This window comes from Xanthomonas maliensis (assembly GCF_009192945.1).
Classification (GTDB): domain Bacteria; phylum Pseudomonadota; class Gammaproteobacteria; order Xanthomonadales; family Xanthomonadaceae; genus Xanthomonas; species Xanthomonas maliensis.
This window is the reverse complement of the sequence record NZ_NSET01000022.1, coordinates 75,594-91,246: the sequence shown is the minus strand read 5'-3', so window position 1 is coordinate 91,246 and position 15,653 is coordinate 75,594. Positions and strand designations below refer to the sequence as shown.

At 68.9% G+C, this 15,653-nt stretch carries 14 protein-coding genes; 12 read left to right on the top strand and 2 right to left on the bottom strand.

Annotated elements, in window-relative coordinates; all coding sequences use genetic code 11:
• Positions 1 to 32: 32 nt before the first annotated feature.
• The 10 genes from CKY51_RS07375 (at position 33) to CKY51_RS07330 (ending at position 7,773) form a co-directional block, all read left to right on the top strand.
• The gene (locus CKY51_RS07375; protein WP_022972998.1) at positions 33 to 614 is read left to right on the top strand and encodes an RNA polymerase sigma factor; all 582 of its coding nucleotides are present in this window, start codon (positions 33 to 35) and stop codon (positions 612 to 614) included.
• Entirely contained in the window at positions 611 to 1,276 is a 666-nt protein-coding gene (locus CKY51_RS07370) for a zf-HC2 domain-containing protein (RefSeq protein ID WP_022972999.1), read from the top strand. Before CKY51_RS07375 ends, CKY51_RS07370 begins: the two co-directional genes overlap by 4 nt.
• Positions 1,273 to 2,607 (top strand): S8 family serine peptidase, encoded by a 1,335-nt coding sequence (locus CKY51_RS07365; protein WP_152249052.1) that lies wholly within the window; start codon positions 1,273 to 1,275, stop codon positions 2,605 to 2,607. Before CKY51_RS07370 ends, CKY51_RS07365 begins: the two co-directional genes overlap by 4 nt.
• Positions 2,608 to 2,617: 10 nt before the next feature.
• A complete protein-coding gene (gene ccmC / locus CKY51_RS07360) occupies positions 2,618 to 3,376 on the top strand; it encodes a heme ABC transporter permease CcmC (protein WP_152249051.1) in 759 nt (252 codons plus the stop codon).
• Entirely contained in the window at positions 3,373 to 3,576 is a 204-nt protein-coding gene (gene ccmD / locus CKY51_RS07355; protein ID WP_022972261.1) for a heme exporter protein CcmD, read from the top strand. The genes ccmC and ccmD overlap by 4 nt, the downstream gene beginning before the upstream one ends.
• Positions 3,573 to 4,040 carry a cytochrome c maturation protein CcmE gene (gene ccmE / locus CKY51_RS07350; RefSeq protein ID WP_022972260.1) on the top strand — a complete coding sequence of 156 codons (468 nt, stop codon included), beginning with the start codon at positions 3,573 to 3,575 and terminating at the stop codon, positions 4,038 to 4,040. Before ccmD ends, ccmE begins: the two co-directional genes overlap by 4 nt.
• 76 nt (positions 4,041 to 4,116) lie before the next feature.
• Positions 4,117 to 6,099, top strand: coding sequence for a heme lyase CcmF/NrfE family subunit (locus CKY51_RS07345; protein WP_022972259.1), 1,983 nt, complete (start codon positions 4,117 to 4,119; stop codon positions 6,097 to 6,099).
• Positions 6,096 to 6,638 (top strand): DsbE family thiol:disulfide interchange protein, encoded by a 543-nt coding sequence (locus tag CKY51_RS07340; protein ID WP_022972258.1) that lies wholly within the window; start codon positions 6,096 to 6,098, stop codon positions 6,636 to 6,638. Before CKY51_RS07345 ends, CKY51_RS07340 begins: the two co-directional genes overlap by 4 nt.
• Positions 6,635 to 7,105, top strand: coding sequence for a cytochrome c-type biogenesis protein (locus CKY51_RS07335; RefSeq protein WP_022972257.1), 471 nt, complete (start codon positions 6,635 to 6,637; stop codon positions 7,103 to 7,105). The genes CKY51_RS07340 and CKY51_RS07335 overlap by 4 nt, the downstream gene beginning before the upstream one ends.
• Positions 7,105 to 7,773 carry a tetratricopeptide repeat protein gene (locus CKY51_RS07330; protein WP_022972256.1) on the top strand — a complete coding sequence of 223 codons (669 nt, stop codon included), beginning with the start codon at positions 7,105 to 7,107 and terminating at the stop codon, positions 7,771 to 7,773. The genes CKY51_RS07335 and CKY51_RS07330 overlap by 1 nt, the downstream gene beginning before the upstream one ends.
• Here the strand turns inward: CKY51_RS07330 and CKY51_RS07325 are convergent.
• Together CKY51_RS07325 and CKY51_RS07320 are read right to left on the bottom strand one after the other, a co-directional pair.
• On the bottom strand, positions 7,770 to 10,661 hold the full coding sequence (locus CKY51_RS07325) for a hybrid sensor histidine kinase/response regulator (protein ID WP_022972255.1): 2,892 nt from the start codon (positions 10,659 to 10,661) through the stop codon (positions 7,770 to 7,772). The two genes, CKY51_RS07330 and CKY51_RS07325, sit on opposite strands and share 4 nt — an antisense overlap.
• Before the next feature lie 394 nt (positions 10,662 to 11,055).
• Entirely contained in the window at positions 11,056 to 11,643 is a 588-nt protein-coding gene (locus CKY51_RS07320) for a DUF488 domain-containing protein (RefSeq protein ID WP_152249050.1), read from the bottom strand.
• A 234-nt stretch (positions 11,644 to 11,877) separates the two neighbouring features.
• Between CKY51_RS07320 and CKY51_RS07315 the strand changes: the two genes are divergently transcribed.
• Both CKY51_RS07315 and CKY51_RS07310 read left to right on the top strand, forming a co-directional pair.
• The gene (locus tag CKY51_RS07315) at positions 11,878 to 14,631 is read left to right on the top strand and encodes a type VI secretion system Vgr family protein (RefSeq protein ID WP_152249049.1); all 2,754 of its coding nucleotides are present in this window, start codon (positions 11,878 to 11,880) and stop codon (positions 14,629 to 14,631) included.
• 5 nt (positions 14,632 to 14,636) lie between these two features.
• Positions 14,637 to 15,506, top strand: coding sequence for a DUF4123 domain-containing protein (locus tag CKY51_RS07310; RefSeq protein WP_031340531.1), 870 nt, complete (start codon positions 14,637 to 14,639; stop codon positions 15,504 to 15,506).
• Positions 15,507 to 15,653 lie beyond the last annotated feature (147 nt).

Genomic DNA, 15,653 nt, shown 5'->3' with positions numbered 1-15,653 from the left:
CAGACGGCCGTCCCATGTCTCAATCCGAGCAAATGACCGACCACGACCTTCTGGGTGACGCCACCGACCGCATGCTGTTGCGGCGCATGGCGGCGGGCGATCGTGACGCGCTGGCCAGCATGTATCGCAGCTATCACGGGAGGCTGTGCCGCTTCCTGTCGCGGCTGACCCGGCGCCCGGACATCATCGAGGAGGCGATCAACGACTGTTTCTGGATCGCCTGGCAGAAGGCCGGCGATTTCCGCGGCGACTCCCAGGTCTCGACCTGGATCATGGGCATCGCCTACCGCTGCGGACTGAAATGCCTGCGCCAGCACGACGGCGAGGCGATCGACGACAACGCCGAGGTTGAGGACCACGCGCCCAGTTGCGACGACAACGAGGACCGCGAACTGCGCGACTGGCTGGACAAGGGCATGGAACGGCTATCGCCGGATCAGCGCCTGGTCGTCGAGCTGGTCTACGGCGTCGGCCACAAGCTCGAGGAAGTGGCCGACATCATGCAGTGCCCGCTCGGCACCATCAAAGCCCGCCTGTTCCATGCGCGGGTCAAACTACGCAACGTGCTGCCCGGCCTGGCCGGCAGCGCCCCATTGACGGAGACGATGCAATGAAGACGTTCTTCATCGCGCCGGGCAAGGAATGCTCGCACGCCTGGGAGCTGATGCCCTCGGTGCTGCTGAACCATGCCACCGAAGAAGAGTCCACCTGGCTCATCGGCCATGTGGCCAAGTGCCCTGCCTGCAGTGCGGAGTTCGCCCAGCAGAATCGCCTGCGGCGTGCGCTGACCTTGCCGCCGGCGGTCACCCCGAATGCCGAAATCGGCCTGCAGCGCCTGCTCGGCCGTCTGGATGCACCCGCGCAGGCCGACACCCAGTCGCCGGCGCCGCGCGTCCGCCGGACCGGCAGTTGGACCCTGCGCGCACTGGCCGCCGCCGCACTGGTGCAGGCGATCGGGCTGGGCGTCATGGGCGTCAAACTGGCCGGCCCCAACAACGCGCCAACGGACGCGTACCGCACGCTCAGCAGCGACACCGCCCGCAATGCCGCACCGGCTGGTGCGCTGCGCGTGGTGCCGGATGCCGGCATGACGCTGGCCGACTGGGATCGCCTGCTGCATGACCACCACCTGCAGGTGGTCGGAGGCCCCAATGCGATGGGGGCCTACACCTTGCTGCCGGCACCGGCAGACGACGCCGGCCAGCCGCAGCAGACCGTGCAACAACTGCGTGCCACGCCGGGCATCCGGATGGCCGAGGTCATCGGCGCCCCATGAGCCGCATGCGCACCTTCCGCCTGCTGGCGGCGACTGTGGTCCTGCTTGCCGGCGTGCCCGCCGCGGTGCTGGCAGCACCGCCGGCGACGCCACAGCCGCCTGCCGACGCGCCACCGCTGACCGACGGCACGCCCGTGCCCGACAGCCGCCGCGACATCCTGCTGGCGGTGGCGAACCCGCTGACCGCGCCGCCGCCGCGCGCCGGCTCCAGCCTGCTCGGCTATGCCTCCTCCTACTATGGCGCCGGGCAACAGGCCGCCGCGCGTGTGGATGCGCTGAAGCGACGCTATCGCCTGCGCGAAGTGTCCGCCTGGCCGATCACCTCGCTGGGCCTGTACTGCGCGGTGCTGCAGCCACCGCCCGACGTGCCACGCGAGGACATCGTCAAGGCGCTGGCGCAGGACGAGGGCGTCGAGCTGGTGCAGCCGTTGCAGGAATTCACCGTGTTCTCCTCCGACGCGACCCCCAAGACCACGCCGCTGTCGCGCTACAACGATCCCTACGTGGATCTGCAACGCGGCTTCGTCTCCACCGACGCCGCAACCGCGCAAACCGTGACCCAGGGACGCGGCGTGGTGGTGGCGATGGTCGACACCGGCGTGGATACCCAGCACCCGGACCTGCAGTCGCGCATCCACGAAATGCACGACCTGGTCGATGCCACGCCCAGCACGACCAGCAGCGACGCGCACGGCACCGAGGTCGCCGGCATCATCGCTGCCGGCAGCAACAATCATCAGGGCATCGTCGGCATGGCGCCCAAGGCCGTGCTCAACGTCTACAAGGCCTGCTGGTACGCCCCTGCTGGCAGCGCCGGCGCTGGCGCCGCACGCTGCAATACCTTCACCCTGGCCAAGGCGCTGGCGGCGATCAATACCAGCTCGGCGAAAGTGATCAACCTGAGCTTGGGCGGCCCTTCCGATCCCTTGCTGCAGAAGATGCTGCTGCAACTGGTCAAACAGGGACGCATCGTGGTGGCCGCCTTGCCGCCCGATGGCCGGCGCGATGGCTTCCCCAACGATGTTCCCGGCGTGCTGGTGGTCCGCAGCACCTGCAGCTCGCCGCCGCTGCCCGGCGTACTGAGTGCCCCCGGCAAGGACATCCTGACCACGCAACCGAACGGTCGTTATGACTTCAGCTCGGGCTCCTCGATGGCCACCGCGCATGTCAGCGGCATGATCGCGTTGCTGCTGTCGTTGTCGCCCTCGCTGGACGCAGCCAATCTGCGCGACCTGCTGCAACGGACCAGCAAGCTCTCGGACGGCCAGCTGCAGGTCAACGCCGGCGCCGCGGTCGATGCGCTGCTGCCGGCGGCCAAGCACGCCAACTGAGGAAGACGCCATGGCGCAGTGGATTCCCTTGTGGTTGCACAAACTCAGCTCGCCGCCGATCGCCCATCGCGTTGCCGGCATCGTGCAGCCCTGGGCGCTGGCGCTGGCCGTACTGAGCGGCGCGCTTGCGCTCTATGGCGGCTTGGTGGTGGCACCGCCGGATTACCAGCAGCACGATGCCTACCGCATCATCTTCATCCACGTGCCCAGTGCCTGGATGAGTCTTTTCATCTATGCGGCGATGGGCGTGTCGGCCTTCATTGCGCTGGTGTGGCGGATCAAGCTGGCCGAAGTGGTCACGATGGCCTCGGCACCGATCGGCGCGGCGTTCACCTTCATCACCCTGTGCACCGGCTCGCTCTGGGGCAAGCCGATGTGGGGCACCTGGTGGACCTGGGATGCCCGGCTGACGTCCGAGCTGTTGCTGCTGTTCCTGTATCTGGGCGTACTTGGCCTGTACCACGCGGTGGAAGACCGTCGCCAGGCGATGCGCGCAGCGGGACTGCTCGCCTTGGTGGGCCTGGTCAATCTGCCGATCGTGCATTACTCGGTGGTGTGGTGGAACACCTTGCACCAAGGCTCGACGGTGCGTCTGCTCGGCCCCTCCAAGATGAGCGCAGACATGCTGTGGCCGCTGCTGACCATGCTGCTGGCGACCAAGTGCTACTACCTGGCCAGCCTGTGCGGGCGCGTGCGGGTGGACTTGCTGGCGGTGGATAGCGGCAAGGAGTGGGTGCGCCGCAGCGTGCTGGCGGAGCGCAGCGCATGAGCAGCTGGCTGGCGATGGGTGGCTACGGCCACTACGTATGGACCGCCTATGCACTGTTCGTGCTGGTGCTGCTGATCGATCTGCTGACGCCGTGGCTGCGTCGGCGCCGGCTGGCGCGCGAACTGCGCGGACGCCTGCGTCGTCACACGCCGCATCGACCACAGCACGTCGCTGCCGCCCTGGAGCGCGAAGCGCCATGAACGCCACCCGCAGTCGCCGCTTGTGGTGGGTGCTGGCGGTACTGGCCGCCGCTGCGCTGGCCGTGACGCTGATCGTGCTGGCGCTGCAGCGGAACATGAGCTACCTGTTCACGCCTAGCCAGCTGCAGGCCGGCGAGGCTGCCGGCTATCGACAATTCCGCCTCGGCGGCATGGTCAAGGCCGGCTCGATCCAGCGCGCCCGCGACAGCCTGACCGTGCATTTCACCGTCATCGACAAACACGCCGCCACCCAGGTCGAGTACACCGGCATCCTGCCGGACCTGTTCCGCGACAACCAATCGGTGATCGCCAGCGGTCATCTGCACAATGGCCGTTTCCTCGCCACCGAGGTGCTGGCCAAGCACGACGAGACCTACATGCCGAAGGAACTCAAGGACGCGATGGCCGAAGGCCACGCCGGCAAGCGACTGGCCACCACCGCCGTGCCGCCGGTATCGCGTTGATGACTGGATTGCGTGGTTTTCCGTCGGCATCGCTGCGCTTGCCGATGCTTCCTGCCCTGCTCACCCGGCCGCTGCCATGACGGCCGAACTCGGCCAGATCGCGCTGATCCTGGCGCTGCTGCTGGCGCTGCTGCAAGGCGTGTTGCCGCTGGTGGGCGCTTGGCGTGGCAATGCCGCGCTGATGGCAGTGGCACGCCCGGCCGCGACCGGCCAGGCGGTCTTCAGCGCGCTGGCGTTCGGCTTGCTCGCCTGGTCGCTGCTGCAGCTGGATTTCTCGCTGCGCTACGTCGCCGCCAACGCCAACCACGCCCTGCCCTGGTACTACCGCATCGCTGCGGTGTGGGGAGCGCACGAGGGCTCGCTGCTGCTGTGGATCGTGCTGCTGGCCGGCTGGACGCTGCTGCTGGCCGCCGGCAGCCGCCACCTGCCACAGGTGTTTGCCGCGCGCGTGCTGGCGGTGCTGGGACTACTCTCGGCCGGCTTTCTCGCCTTCGTGCTGCTGACCTCCAATCCGTTCGAGCGGCTGTGGCCGATTCCGTTCGATGGCACCGAGCTCAATCCGGTGCTGCAGGATCCGGGCATGACCTTCCATCCGCCGGTGCTGTACACCGGCTATGTCGGCTTCTCGGTGGCATTCGCCTTCGCCATCGCCGGCCTGCTCGGCGGCGAGCTGGAACAGGCCTGGGTACGCTGGGCGCGGCCGTGGACCAATGTGGCCTGGGCCTTTCTCACCGCCGGCATCGTCGCCGGCAGCTGGTGGGCGTACGCGGAGCTGGGCTGGGGCGGCTGGTGGTTCTGGGATCCGGTGGAAAACGCCAGCTTCATGCCCTGGCTGGTCGGCACCGCATTGATCCATAGCCAGGCCGTCACCGAAAAACGCGGCAGCCTGCGCGCGTGGACCATCCTGCTGTCGATCCTGGCCTTCTCGCTGTCGCTGCTCGGCACCTTCCTGGTCCGCTCGGGTGTGCTGACCTCGGTGCATGCGTTCGCCGCCGATCCGCGGCGCGGGCTGTACATCCTCACGTTCATGGTCGCGGTGGTCGGGGGGGCGCTGCTGCTGTACGCGCTGCGGGCGCCGACGATCGCCAGCGGCAAGCCCTTCGCCACCGTCTCGCGCGAGACCGGCATCCTGATCGGCAATCTGTTGCTGACGGTGGCCGCCGCGATGGTGTTGCTCGGCACGCTGTTCCCGTTGGCTGCCGACAGCCTCGGCCTGGGCAAGGTCTCGGTCGGCTCGCCGTATTTCGGCTTGCTGTTTCCGCTGTTGATGGCGCCGGTGGTACTGCTGTTGCCGTTCGGTCCCTATCTGCGCTGGGGCAGCGCCGACGCGATGCCGTTGCAGGCGCTGGGTGCCCGCGCGGGCATCGCCGCGATCGCCTGCGCCCTGGTCGCCAGCCTCTTGGCCGACGGCCAGGCGCGCGCGATCGCCGGCATCGGCGTCGCGGCCTGGGTCGCGACCGGAACCGCGCTCTACGCCTGGCAGCGGTGGCGCACGCTGCCCGCCGGACGCCGCTATCCGGCGGAAATGGCCGGCATGCTGATCGCCCATGCCGGCGTGGCGGTCTTCGTCGCCGGCGTGCTGGTATCCGAGAGCCTGTCGGTGGAGCGCGACGTGCGGCTGTCGCCCGGCCAGAGCGCGCAGATCGCCGACTACCAATTCCGTTTCGACGGCGTGCAGTTGATCGATGGGCCGAACTGGAAGGCCGAAGAGGGCCGCGTGGAAGTCAGCCGCGACGGCACCCCCATCGCCGTACTGCATCCGCAGAAGCGCCTGTACAGCAGCGAGCGGATCCAGACCGAATCGGCGATCGACCCCGGCATCACCCGCGATCTGTATGTCGCGCTGGGCGCACCGCTGGACGACCAGCACATCGAATACGACTGGACCTTGCGGCTCTACTACAAGCCTTTCATCCGCTGGATCTGGGCCGGTGGCCTGCTGATGATGCTGGGTGGGTTCGTCAGCGCCACCGCGCGCCGCTTCCGCGCGCCGTCGGCTGCAGCGCTCACCACCACAGCGGCGAGCGGCGGCACGCTTGCCGAGGGAGCGCAGGGATGAAGCGCCTGCTGCCGCTGCTGGGGTTTCTGCTGCTGGCCGCGCTGTTCGGCACTGGCCTGTACTGGAATGCCCAGCACAACCCACGCGACATTCCCTCGCCGCTGATCGGCAAGCCGGCACCGGCGTTCGACCTGCCGCGTCTGGATGCGCCCGGCCACCGCGTGACCCGCACGCAGTTGCTCGGCCATCCCTACCTGCTCAATGTGTTCGGCAGTTGGTGCGCCGCCTGTGCCGAGGAGCATCCGGTGTTGCTTGCGCAGGCACCGCAGCTGGGCGTGCCGCTGATCGGCTACAACTACAAGGACGCCCCGGACGAGGCGCGCGCCTGGCTGCAGCGGCTGGGCAATCCCTATCACCTGATCGTGGCCGACGAAGGTGGGCAGACCGCACTCGACTTCGGCGTCTATGGCGCGCCGGAAAGCTTCCTGATCGATGCCCACGGCGTGATTCGCTACAAGCACATCGGCGTGTTGACGCCGGCGGTGATTGCGCAGGAACTGCGACCGGCCATCGCCGCGTTGCGCGAGGACGCACCATGAGCCGCTGGCGCTGGTGCAGGCAACTGCGGCTGCTGTTGATCCTGTTGCTCGGCCTGCTGCTGTCGGCACCGGTGCTGGCACAGGCGGTCGACCCACTCCCGTTTCGCGACCATGCACAGGAACTGCGCTACCAACGTTTGATCGCGCAACTGCGGTGCCTGGTGTGCCAGAACGAGAGCCTGGCCGACTCGGACGCCACCCTCGCGCGCGATCTGCGCCGGCAGGTGTTCGCGCAACTGCAGGCCGGCCGCAGCGACGCGCAGATCAAACAGTACCTGGTCGAGCGTTATTCGGACTTCGTGCTCTACGACCCGCCGGTGACCCCACGCACCTGGCTGCTGTGGTTCGGCCCGGCGTTGCTGCTGACCGCGGGCGGCTGGCTGGTTGCGCGCACCGTGCGCCGGCGCGCGCACGCGACGACCACACATGCCGGGGCACCACCGGCGACTGCCGACGAGGATTGGTGATGATGGGCTTTCTGTTGCTGGCCGGCGCGATGGTGATCGCTGCCGTGGCGATGCTGGTGCTGCCGCTGCTGCGCCGTCACCGCAACCGCGGACTGGCGCTGCCGGTCTTGCTCGCGCTGGCGGTGCCAGTGGCCACGGCCGGCCTGTATCGCCTGGTGGGTACGCCGACGGCGATCGCGGCGGCAACGCACCCGCCCTCCCCGGTGCTCGCGCCGCTGCCGCAGACCGCCCCGCCTGCGCAGGACACGCAGCCGACGCAGGTCCTGGATCACTGGATGGCCGAGGCCAAGCAAGCCGAGGAGCAGCAGCATCCCGAACAGGCGCGTGCGGCCTATGCCCACGCACTGCAGATCGCACCGGACACCAGCGCCGCCATCGTCGGCTGGGTGGCCGCCGACATGGCCACGCATGCCGACTTCGCCATCGATACCGCCGCGCGTGCGCGCCTGCAGCAGGTGGTCGCGCGCGAGCCGGACAACCAGCGCGGGCTGTGGCTGCTGGGCATCAGCGATTTCCAGCAGCAGGACTACCAAGCCGCGCGCATGCACTGGACCCACCTGCACGCGCTGCTGGACTCCGGCTCGCCGATGCAGCAGGCGGTGGCCGAGAGGATCGCCACGGCCGAAGCGCTGGCCAATGCGCGCCTGGCCGGCAACGCGCCGCGCTAGCCCGCGAACGTCGACGCGTCGCTGCGGCTCGCCGTGACAGTGGGGTGTCGCGCCAGCAGTTGGCCCACGCGGCGCTCCAGCTCGGCCGCCGGGAACGGCTTGGTCAGCACTTCCATCCCATCCTCCAGCTGGCCGGCGCCGACCGCAGCGCTGGCCGCGTAACCGGTGACGAACAGCACCGGCAGGCTGGGCCGGTGCTGGCGCCCGGCATCGGCCACCTGGCGTCCGTTCAAGCCACCGGTCAGGCCGACATCGGTCACCAACAGGTCGATCGGCTCGGCAGACCGCAGCCATTCCACCGCCGCGTTGCCTTCGGCCGTTTCGATCACCCGGTAGCCGGCCTCGCGCAGCACTTCCGACACCAGGATGCGGATCGCCGCTTCGTCCTCCACCAGCAACACGGTGCGTGGTTGCGCCGCCAGCGTCGGCGTTGCCTGCTCGGATGCCTCCACCGCCACTGCCGTGAGCGCGCCGCAGAATCGCGGCAGGTACAGCGTCATCGTGGTGCCCACACCAAGCGCGGACGCGATGCGCACATGTCCGCCGGATTGCCGGGTGAATCCATAGATCATCGACAAGCCCAGGCCGGTGCCCTGCCCGATCGGCTTGGTGGTGAAGAACGGTTCGAACACCTTGTCCTGCAGCTCGGCGCTCATGCCGGTGCCGGTGTCCTGCACGCTCAGGCAGACGTAGTCGCCCGGCGGCAGTTCCAGTTGCTGCGCGGCCGCACCTGCCAGCGCGGTATTGACGATGCCGATGGTCAGGCTGCCGCCCTCGGGCATGGCATCGCGCGCATTGATGCACAGATTGAGCAGCGCATTTTCCAGCTGCGGCGCATCCACCAACACCTGCCAGGCGTCGGGCGCAGGACGCAGCTGCAGGTCGATCGCAGGTCCCAGCGTGCGCGCGATGATCTCGCGCATGCCCGCCACCAGGGCCTCCACCTCCACTGCCGTCGGCGCCAGCGTCTGCCGACGCGAGAACGCGAGCAAGCGCTGGGTCAGCGCAGCGGCGCGCGCCGCGCTGGCCTGCGCCATGTCCACGTAGCGCTCGAGCCGGTCGTAGCGTCCCATGTCCACCCGCGTCTGCAGCAATTCCAGCGCCACGCTGATCGACGTCAACAGGTTGTTGAAGTCGTGCGCCAGCCCGCCGGTGAGCTGTCCCACCGCCTCCATCTTCTGGCTCTGGCGCAATTTCTCTTCGGCCAGCAACAAGGCCGCGCTGCGCTCGCGCACGCGTTCTTCCAGCGTCTCGGTCAATTGCCGCAACTGCTGCTCGGCCTGGCGCGTGTCGGTGATGTCGGTGGCCGCGCCGAACCATTCGACGATGGCGCCCTGGGTATCGCGCAGCGGCACGGCGCGCAACAGTCGCCAGCCCAGCTGTCCGTGTTCGTCGAGCACACGGTATTCCACGTCCAGGCTCGTCACTGCAGCGATGGCCGTGGCAATGGCGTGCTGCAGCTGCGCGCGATCGTCCGGATGCACCTGCTGCTGCCACTGCGGATCGGCCTGCGCCACGGCGCCATCGTCGGATTCGCCCAGTTCCGGCCGCAGCACGCTCCAATCGGCGCTGGCCGAGAACAGCGATTGCGTGGACGCGCGCACCAATGCATCGAGCCGACGCTCGCTCTTGCGCAACGCCTCGCCGGCCGCACGTTCGGCGGTGCGATCGCGCAGCACCTTGACGAAGCCGATCGCGGTGCCGTTTTCCTCGCGCAGCACCATCATCGAACCGCGCGACCAGAAGCGCTCGCCGGAGCGCCGCAGATGCCAGCGTTCGTCGAGCCCGCTGCCGCTTTCCAGCGCCGCTGCCGCCTCGCGCCGCATCTGCCCGTTGGCCACATCTTCCGGGGTAAAGATGCGCTCCAGCGTCTGCCCGAGCATGTCGGCCTCGGTCCATCCCAGCGTGCGGCGCGCGCCCTCGTTCCAGGCAGTCACCAGGCCTTGCAGATCGGTGGCGATGATGGCGTAGTCCATCACGCTGTCGAGGATCTGCCGGTTGCGCATCTCCGCCGCGCGCACCGCATGCTCCAGGCTGATGCGGTCGGTGATGTCCAGGCCCTGCACGAAGACGCCGGAGATCGTGCCGTCGGCACCGGCGATCGGCTGGTAGACCAGATCCAGCAAACGCTGCTCGATCGGCCCATCCGGCGTGACCTGCATGCGGTAAGCCAGCGCATTGGCGGTATAGGCACGCCCGGAGCGATAGACCTCGTCCAGCGGCTGCAACAGTCCTTGCGCGCGCGCTTCCGGCACTGCTTCGCCGAGTGGCTTGCCGATGACCTCGCGATGCCCGATCAGGCGCGAATACCGGGGATTGACGAACTCCACCCGGTGCTGCGGGCCGCTCAGAAAGGCCATGAACATCGGCGCCTGCTCGAACAATCGGATCAAGCGCTCGTGCTCGTCGGCCAGCCGCAGCTGCGCCAGCTTGCGATCGGTGACCTCGTTGGTCACGCAGAACGCCCCGCCGACCCGACCATCGTCCAGGTACACCGGCGAGAACGAAAACGTCCACCAGGTCTGTTCCGGCGTGCCATAGCGGTTCATGCCGACCGGCAGTTCCTCGAAGCGCGACGCGCGCCCGGCGAAGGCCGCTTCGATCGGCGCCCGCACGGCCTCGAAGGCATCGGCCCACAACACTCGCAACGGCGCGCCGAGCGCCTGCTTGCCACGCGGTCCCAGGATCGGCGCGTACGCATCGTTGTAGAAGAAGGTCAGCGACTCGCCCCAGACCAGGTACATGCTTTCGGGCGAATTGAGCAGCAGATTGACCGCATGCCGCAGCGCCGCCGGCCACTGCGCGATCGGCCCGACCGGCGTGCTCGCCCAGTCGTGCATGCGCGTTGCCTGCGCCATCGCGCTGTCGCCGTAGAGCACTGCGCTCATCGCCGCCGTCCTTTGCGTGCAGCCTCACGCCCCGGCAGCCTGCGGCCAGGCCTTGCCACCGTCGCCACGGCAGCCATGTCAGCAATCACACGTGTCCCCATCCAGATCCAATCGCTAGACGCCCCAACCCGCCGCGGCCTGCCCCCTGCACAGCCAGCGACCCCAGGTCGCTATCATCTGGCCTGACTCCGGCCACGTCCAGCCGGCAGGCGACGTCGGCCGATCTTGGCGATGACGCGTAAAGCCGTGCGCGTTACGGTCGTGCTCGTTGGTGCCAACGCGCCATCACCCGTGCGACGTTGCACAACCGCAGCGGTCGCCAGCCCTGTTCAAATCGAACGCGCGCCCCCGCAGCGCAGCCTGAGCAAGCACCGGCAGCATCGTCAGCGACGCACTATTGCGACGGAAACAGCCCTTCCTGCAGCGGCGGATAGATCAGATCCGGCCCGCGCGCACGCGCTTGGGGATGCAACGGATGCACCTGGGTGGCGGCATCACCCATCACATGCACCACCGCCCCGCCGCGATGCGTCCACAGATCGGCGATCAAGCGCCGATGGCATTGCCACCACAGCGCCTCGGCGCACATCACCACCGTGCGTGTGCGTGCTGCCGCTGCCTGCACCTGGGCAAAACCCTGCGCAAACGCCGCACTGGTCAGATGATCGGCATAGCCCTGAAACGCCGCGGTGCGCCACGCTCCATTGGGCGAGCCCGGCTGCGGCTTGCGCCGCCCGCCCAACGACGGCAACCACAGATACCCGACCCCCTCCGCTGCCAGCGCCGACGCCATCGTAGCGCTGGCAAACCACGGATAGCGCCGCGACCCCGGAAACCGCCGCACATCGATCAACCTCGCCAAGCCATGCGCACGCAACAACGCAACGAAGTCCTCCCACGTCCGCGTGGAATGCCCGATCGTCCACAGCGTCGGCGCATCGCCATCTGAAAGCTGCGTATCGTTGTGTTCGACCTGGACCATCGTGTCCTCCTGACCATGCGCAACGACACTAACCGCTATCCGATGAGGCGCATGCAAATCCGGGCATAGCGCGGAGCATGCGGAAGAGTGATGCATCTCCCGCTGCACGCCGCCGCACGATGTCAGCGCTACTGACACCGTGTAGACTGCGGACTCGCCCGGTCGCGTCTGCCCGGCAGCACGCCGCCCTGCTCGGCATGGCGGCCACACTCTCGTTGCAGCCAAGGAGCCTCCATGGATCTGGTCGCCACCGTGTTGTCCGCCCTGGCCGCGCCGGGCCAGCAGGAGCGCTTGCTGCGCTTGCACACACCCTTCGGGGGCGAGCGTCTGGTGGCCGAGCGTTTTGCCGGCACCGAGCGCATCGACGGCGGCGGGTTCCGCTTCGAGATCACTGCGCTGTCCACCGACGCCGGTCTGCCGTTGGCACAGGCGCTGGGCAAGCCGGTGTTGCTGGAGTTGCTCACCGCCGACTCGCGCACCGAGCTGCGACCGTTCCATGGCCACGTCACCGCCATCGCGCAGGTCGGCAGCAATGGCGGCCTGGCGGGCTACCGCTTGACGGTGGAACCGTGGCTGGCGCTGCTGGGCCAGCGCGTGGACAGCTACGTCTTCCACGACATGAGCGTGGTGGAAATCGTCGAGAGCGTGTTCTCCGACTACGCCGACCAGGGTGCGGTGACGGCCGCCTGGCGCTGGTCGCTGGCCGATGCCAGCCTCTATCCCAAGCGCAGCCTGACCACGCAATACCAGGAGACCGACCTGGCCTTCGTGCAGCGCTTGCTGGCCGAGGAAGGCATCTACTTCTGGTTCGAACACAGCGGCGATGCGGCGTCCGAGCGGCTGGGCAGCCACACCCTGGTGCTGGCCGACCAGGTGGATGCCGCCCCGGCGATCGGCAGCGTGCGCTATCACCGCGCCGATGCCAGCGAGCGCGAGGACAGCCTGCAGCAATGGGCGATCATGCGCCGCGCCTGCACGGCCAAGCTGGCGCGCGCCAGCTGGGACTACCGCAGCCTGGACCTGCGCCCGGCCAGTGCCGAGGCCAATGCGACTGACGGCATCGCCGCCGAGGATGCCGACACCAGCGGCCCGTACGGCTGGGTGGACCGCGCCCAGGGCCAGCGCCGCGCGCAACAACATCTGGATGCGCAGCGCGTGCGCAGCCAGTTGATCCACGCCGCCGGCCACTGGCGCCGCGCCGCCCCCGGCACCCGCTTTGCGCTCAGCCAGCATCCGGGCGTGGACGCCGATGCGCAGTTCCTGTGCCTGCAAGTCGCGCATGCCGCACGCAACAACCTCGGCGCCGAGGTGTTCGATGCGCTGGAGCAATTGCTCGGCCCGCACGCCGCCCCGGGCGTGGCCTTGCCGCCGGCGCTGCGCGGACTGGCCGACACCGACACCCCGCTGCCGGCCGAGAGCGACTTCTACGACAACCGGCTGCTGGCGCTGCCGCAGACGCTGACCTACCGCCCGCAGACCGAAGACGGCCACGGCGCCCGCCTGCATCCCAAGCCGACCGTGACCGGCACGCTGAGTGCCATCGTGGTCAGCGACGGCGAGCCGCTGCAGTCCGACCGCGACCACCGCATCAAGGTGCAATTCCCCTGGCAGCGCGGCGGCAATGCCAGCGGCGGGCAGGCCCACCCCAGCGGCGAGGACAACGCCCCCGGCACCGGTCAGGCCTGGACCTGGGTGCGGGTGATGACGCCCTGGGCCGGCGACAACTGGGGCGGCGTGGTGCTGCCGCGCCAGGGCCAGGAAGTGCTGGTCGGTTTCCTGGAAGGCGACATCGACCGCCCGGTGGTGGTCGGTGCGCTGTACAACGGCCGCGGCCAGGACAACGCCGCGCACAACCAACTCGGCGGCGGCGGTGCCGGCGCCACCGGCAATGCGCCGGCCTGGTTCGACGGCAACGACCACGGCGCGGTGTTCACCGGCTTCAAGAGCCAGGCGCTGGCGCAGAGCCAGTCCGGCACCGGCGGCTACCAACAACTGCGGCTGGACGACACCCCCGGCCAGGGCCGCGCCCAGCTGTCCACCACCCAACATGCCAGCACGCTGACGCTGGGCCATCTGAAGGGCGGCGCCGACAACCTCCGCCAGGACGAGCGCGGCTTCGGCGCCGAGCTGTCCAGCCAGGCCGCCGGCGCCCTGCGCGCCGGCCAAGGCCTGCTGCTGACCAGCGAACCGGGCAACACGCAACTGGCCGCCACTGGCGCGCTGAGCCAGCTGCAGCAGGGCAGCGACCTGCTCAAGAGCCTCAACGACGCCGCCCGCACCCAGCAGGCGGGCCTACCGAGCGAACCGGACGCGCTGCCGACCCAGGACGGCCTGAAGACCTTGCAGGAGCACCTGCAGGCCACCCACAGCGGCAGCGCGGCCGGCGAGATCGGCGGTGGCGCCGGCGAGGTGCCCGGCTGGAGCGCCCCGGTGCTGCTGGGCAGTGGCCAGGCCGGCGTGATGAGCCTGACCCCCGCCGACCAGGTGTGGGTGTCGGGCACCCAGACCACGCTGCTGGCCGGTAGCGCACTGAACTGGCTGAGCCAGGGCCACCTGGTGCTGGCGGTGGCCGGCGGGCTGGTGCTGTATACCCAGGGCAGCCAGGCCGCCGCCGGCAGCCCGAATCAGGAAACCGGCATCGCCCTGCACGCCGCGCAAGGCACGGTCAGCGCACGCGCGCACAAGAACGCCGCCTCCCTGGCGGCCAAGACGCAGGTGCGCATCGTCAGCACCACCGCCGACATCGCCTTGTCGGCGCCGACCAAGCACCTGCTGGCCACCGCCGCCGGCGCCTACCTGCGGCTGGAAGGCGACAACATCGAACTCGGCGCACCGGGCAAGGTGGAGTTCAAGGGCGGCAAGCGGGAGTGGTTGGGGCCGCAGGGCTTCACCACCCGCGTGCAACTGCCCGCCGCAGACAAGCCGGTCTGCCTGGAATGCATGCGCGACCTCGCCTCCCGGCACGAAGCCGTGGCCTCGCGCGGGTGATGCCGATGACGCCACTGTTCGCCGGATGGGACGCCTCGCTCGCCGCGCACCGGCATCGGCACGACAGCGGCGTGTTCCTGCTGGTGGACGCCGCCCAGTTGCCCATCAACGTGATGCCATGGAAAGCAATGATCGCCGAACAGCGCGTCCACAACGTGCTGCGCGATCATCCGGAAAGCATCGATCCCGCCGTGTGCGCCCTGCTGATGGACTACGAGGCCGCCTGGGTCGATGCATTATTGAACCGGCACCTACCGCGCCGGCCGTTCGCCTTCACCGCCTTGGTCAGTCCGTTGCCGATCGCCGCACTGACCACCGCCCTCGCCAAGCGCGCCGACGTGACCCTGCCAGGCGGCAAACGCGGCCTGCTGCGGTTCTACGACGCGACGGTGCTGCAACGGCTTCCGCAGGTCCTGGAGGCGCGCGCACTCGCCAACGTCCTCGGCTGCGCGCAGCACTGGATGCTGATCGATCGCCAGGGGCAAGTGCAGACGCTGCGCCCGGCCACCGATACTCTTCCCACACCGACCGCAACACGCGTGAGCTTGAACGCAGCGCAATTGCAGCAACTGGACAGCTTGGGTCTGGAAGACCGCATTGCCGCAGACTTGCGCCGCAATGGCGCCCTCCCCGCCGATGCCGATCCTTTCCAGACCTGGCACAAACTGTCGCTGCTCAGGCAGCTACTGCACAACGCCGACCTGGACGACGAAGCGACCCTCTACCGCTGCGCGGCCGCCATGATCGCGAAAGCCTTCGACAGCGCCTGGCAGACGCAACTGGCCGACCGCGTGCACGCCTATCGCGACGATGTCGATGCCCTCTGCGGGCACCTGTACGACTGGGCAGACGCCGCCCCGGCGACGGAGGAGTGAGCGCATGCCGTGTCGTATCTCCACTCCGCCTCAGCAGACGAGCGACATGCGCGCCGCAGCATGGCCGGTCACTCGCCGCGCGCTCGCAGCCACAACCGCACGCCCCCGCCATCGCCACTCCAAGACCGCCACGACCTGCATCAGGTA

Coding starts and splice junctions, on each gene's coding strand:
- CKY51_RS07375 (WP_022972998.1), top strand. CDS start 33: ATGACCGACCACGACCTTCTGGGTGACGCCACCGACCGCATGCTGTTG.
- CKY51_RS07370 (WP_022972999.1), top strand. CDS start 611: ATGAAGACGTTCTTCATCGCGCCGGGCAAGGAATGCTCGCACGCCTGG.
- CKY51_RS07365 (WP_152249052.1), top strand. CDS start 1,273: ATGAGCCGCATGCGCACCTTCCGCCTGCTGGCGGCGACTGTGGTCCTG.
- ccmC (WP_152249051.1), top strand. CDS start 2,618: ATGGCGCAGTGGATTCCCTTGTGGTTGCACAAACTCAGCTCGCCGCCG.
- ccmD (WP_022972261.1), top strand. CDS start 3,373: ATGAGCAGCTGGCTGGCGATGGGTGGCTACGGCCACTACGTATGGACC.
- ccmE (WP_022972260.1), top strand. CDS start 3,573: ATGAACGCCACCCGCAGTCGCCGCTTGTGGTGGGTGCTGGCGGTACTG.
- CKY51_RS07345 (WP_022972259.1), top strand. CDS start 4,117: ATGACGGCCGAACTCGGCCAGATCGCGCTGATCCTGGCGCTGCTGCTG.
- CKY51_RS07340 (WP_022972258.1), top strand. CDS start 6,096: ATGAAGCGCCTGCTGCCGCTGCTGGGGTTTCTGCTGCTGGCCGCGCTG.
- CKY51_RS07335 (WP_022972257.1), top strand. CDS start 6,635: ATGAGCCGCTGGCGCTGGTGCAGGCAACTGCGGCTGCTGTTGATCCTG.
- CKY51_RS07330 (WP_022972256.1), top strand. CDS start 7,105: ATGATGGGCTTTCTGTTGCTGGCCGGCGCGATGGTGATCGCTGCCGTG.
- CKY51_RS07325 (WP_022972255.1), bottom strand. CDS start 10,661: ATGAGCGCAGTGCTCTACGGCGACAGCGCGATGGCGCAGGCAACGCGC.
- CKY51_RS07320 (WP_152249050.1), bottom strand. CDS start 11,643: ATGGTCCAGGTCGAACACAACGATACGCAGCTTTCAGATGGCGATGCG.
- CKY51_RS07315 (WP_152249049.1), top strand. CDS start 11,878: ATGGATCTGGTCGCCACCGTGTTGTCCGCCCTGGCCGCGCCGGGCCAG.
- CKY51_RS07310 (WP_031340531.1), top strand. CDS start 14,637: ATGACGCCACTGTTCGCCGGATGGGACGCCTCGCTCGCCGCGCACCGG.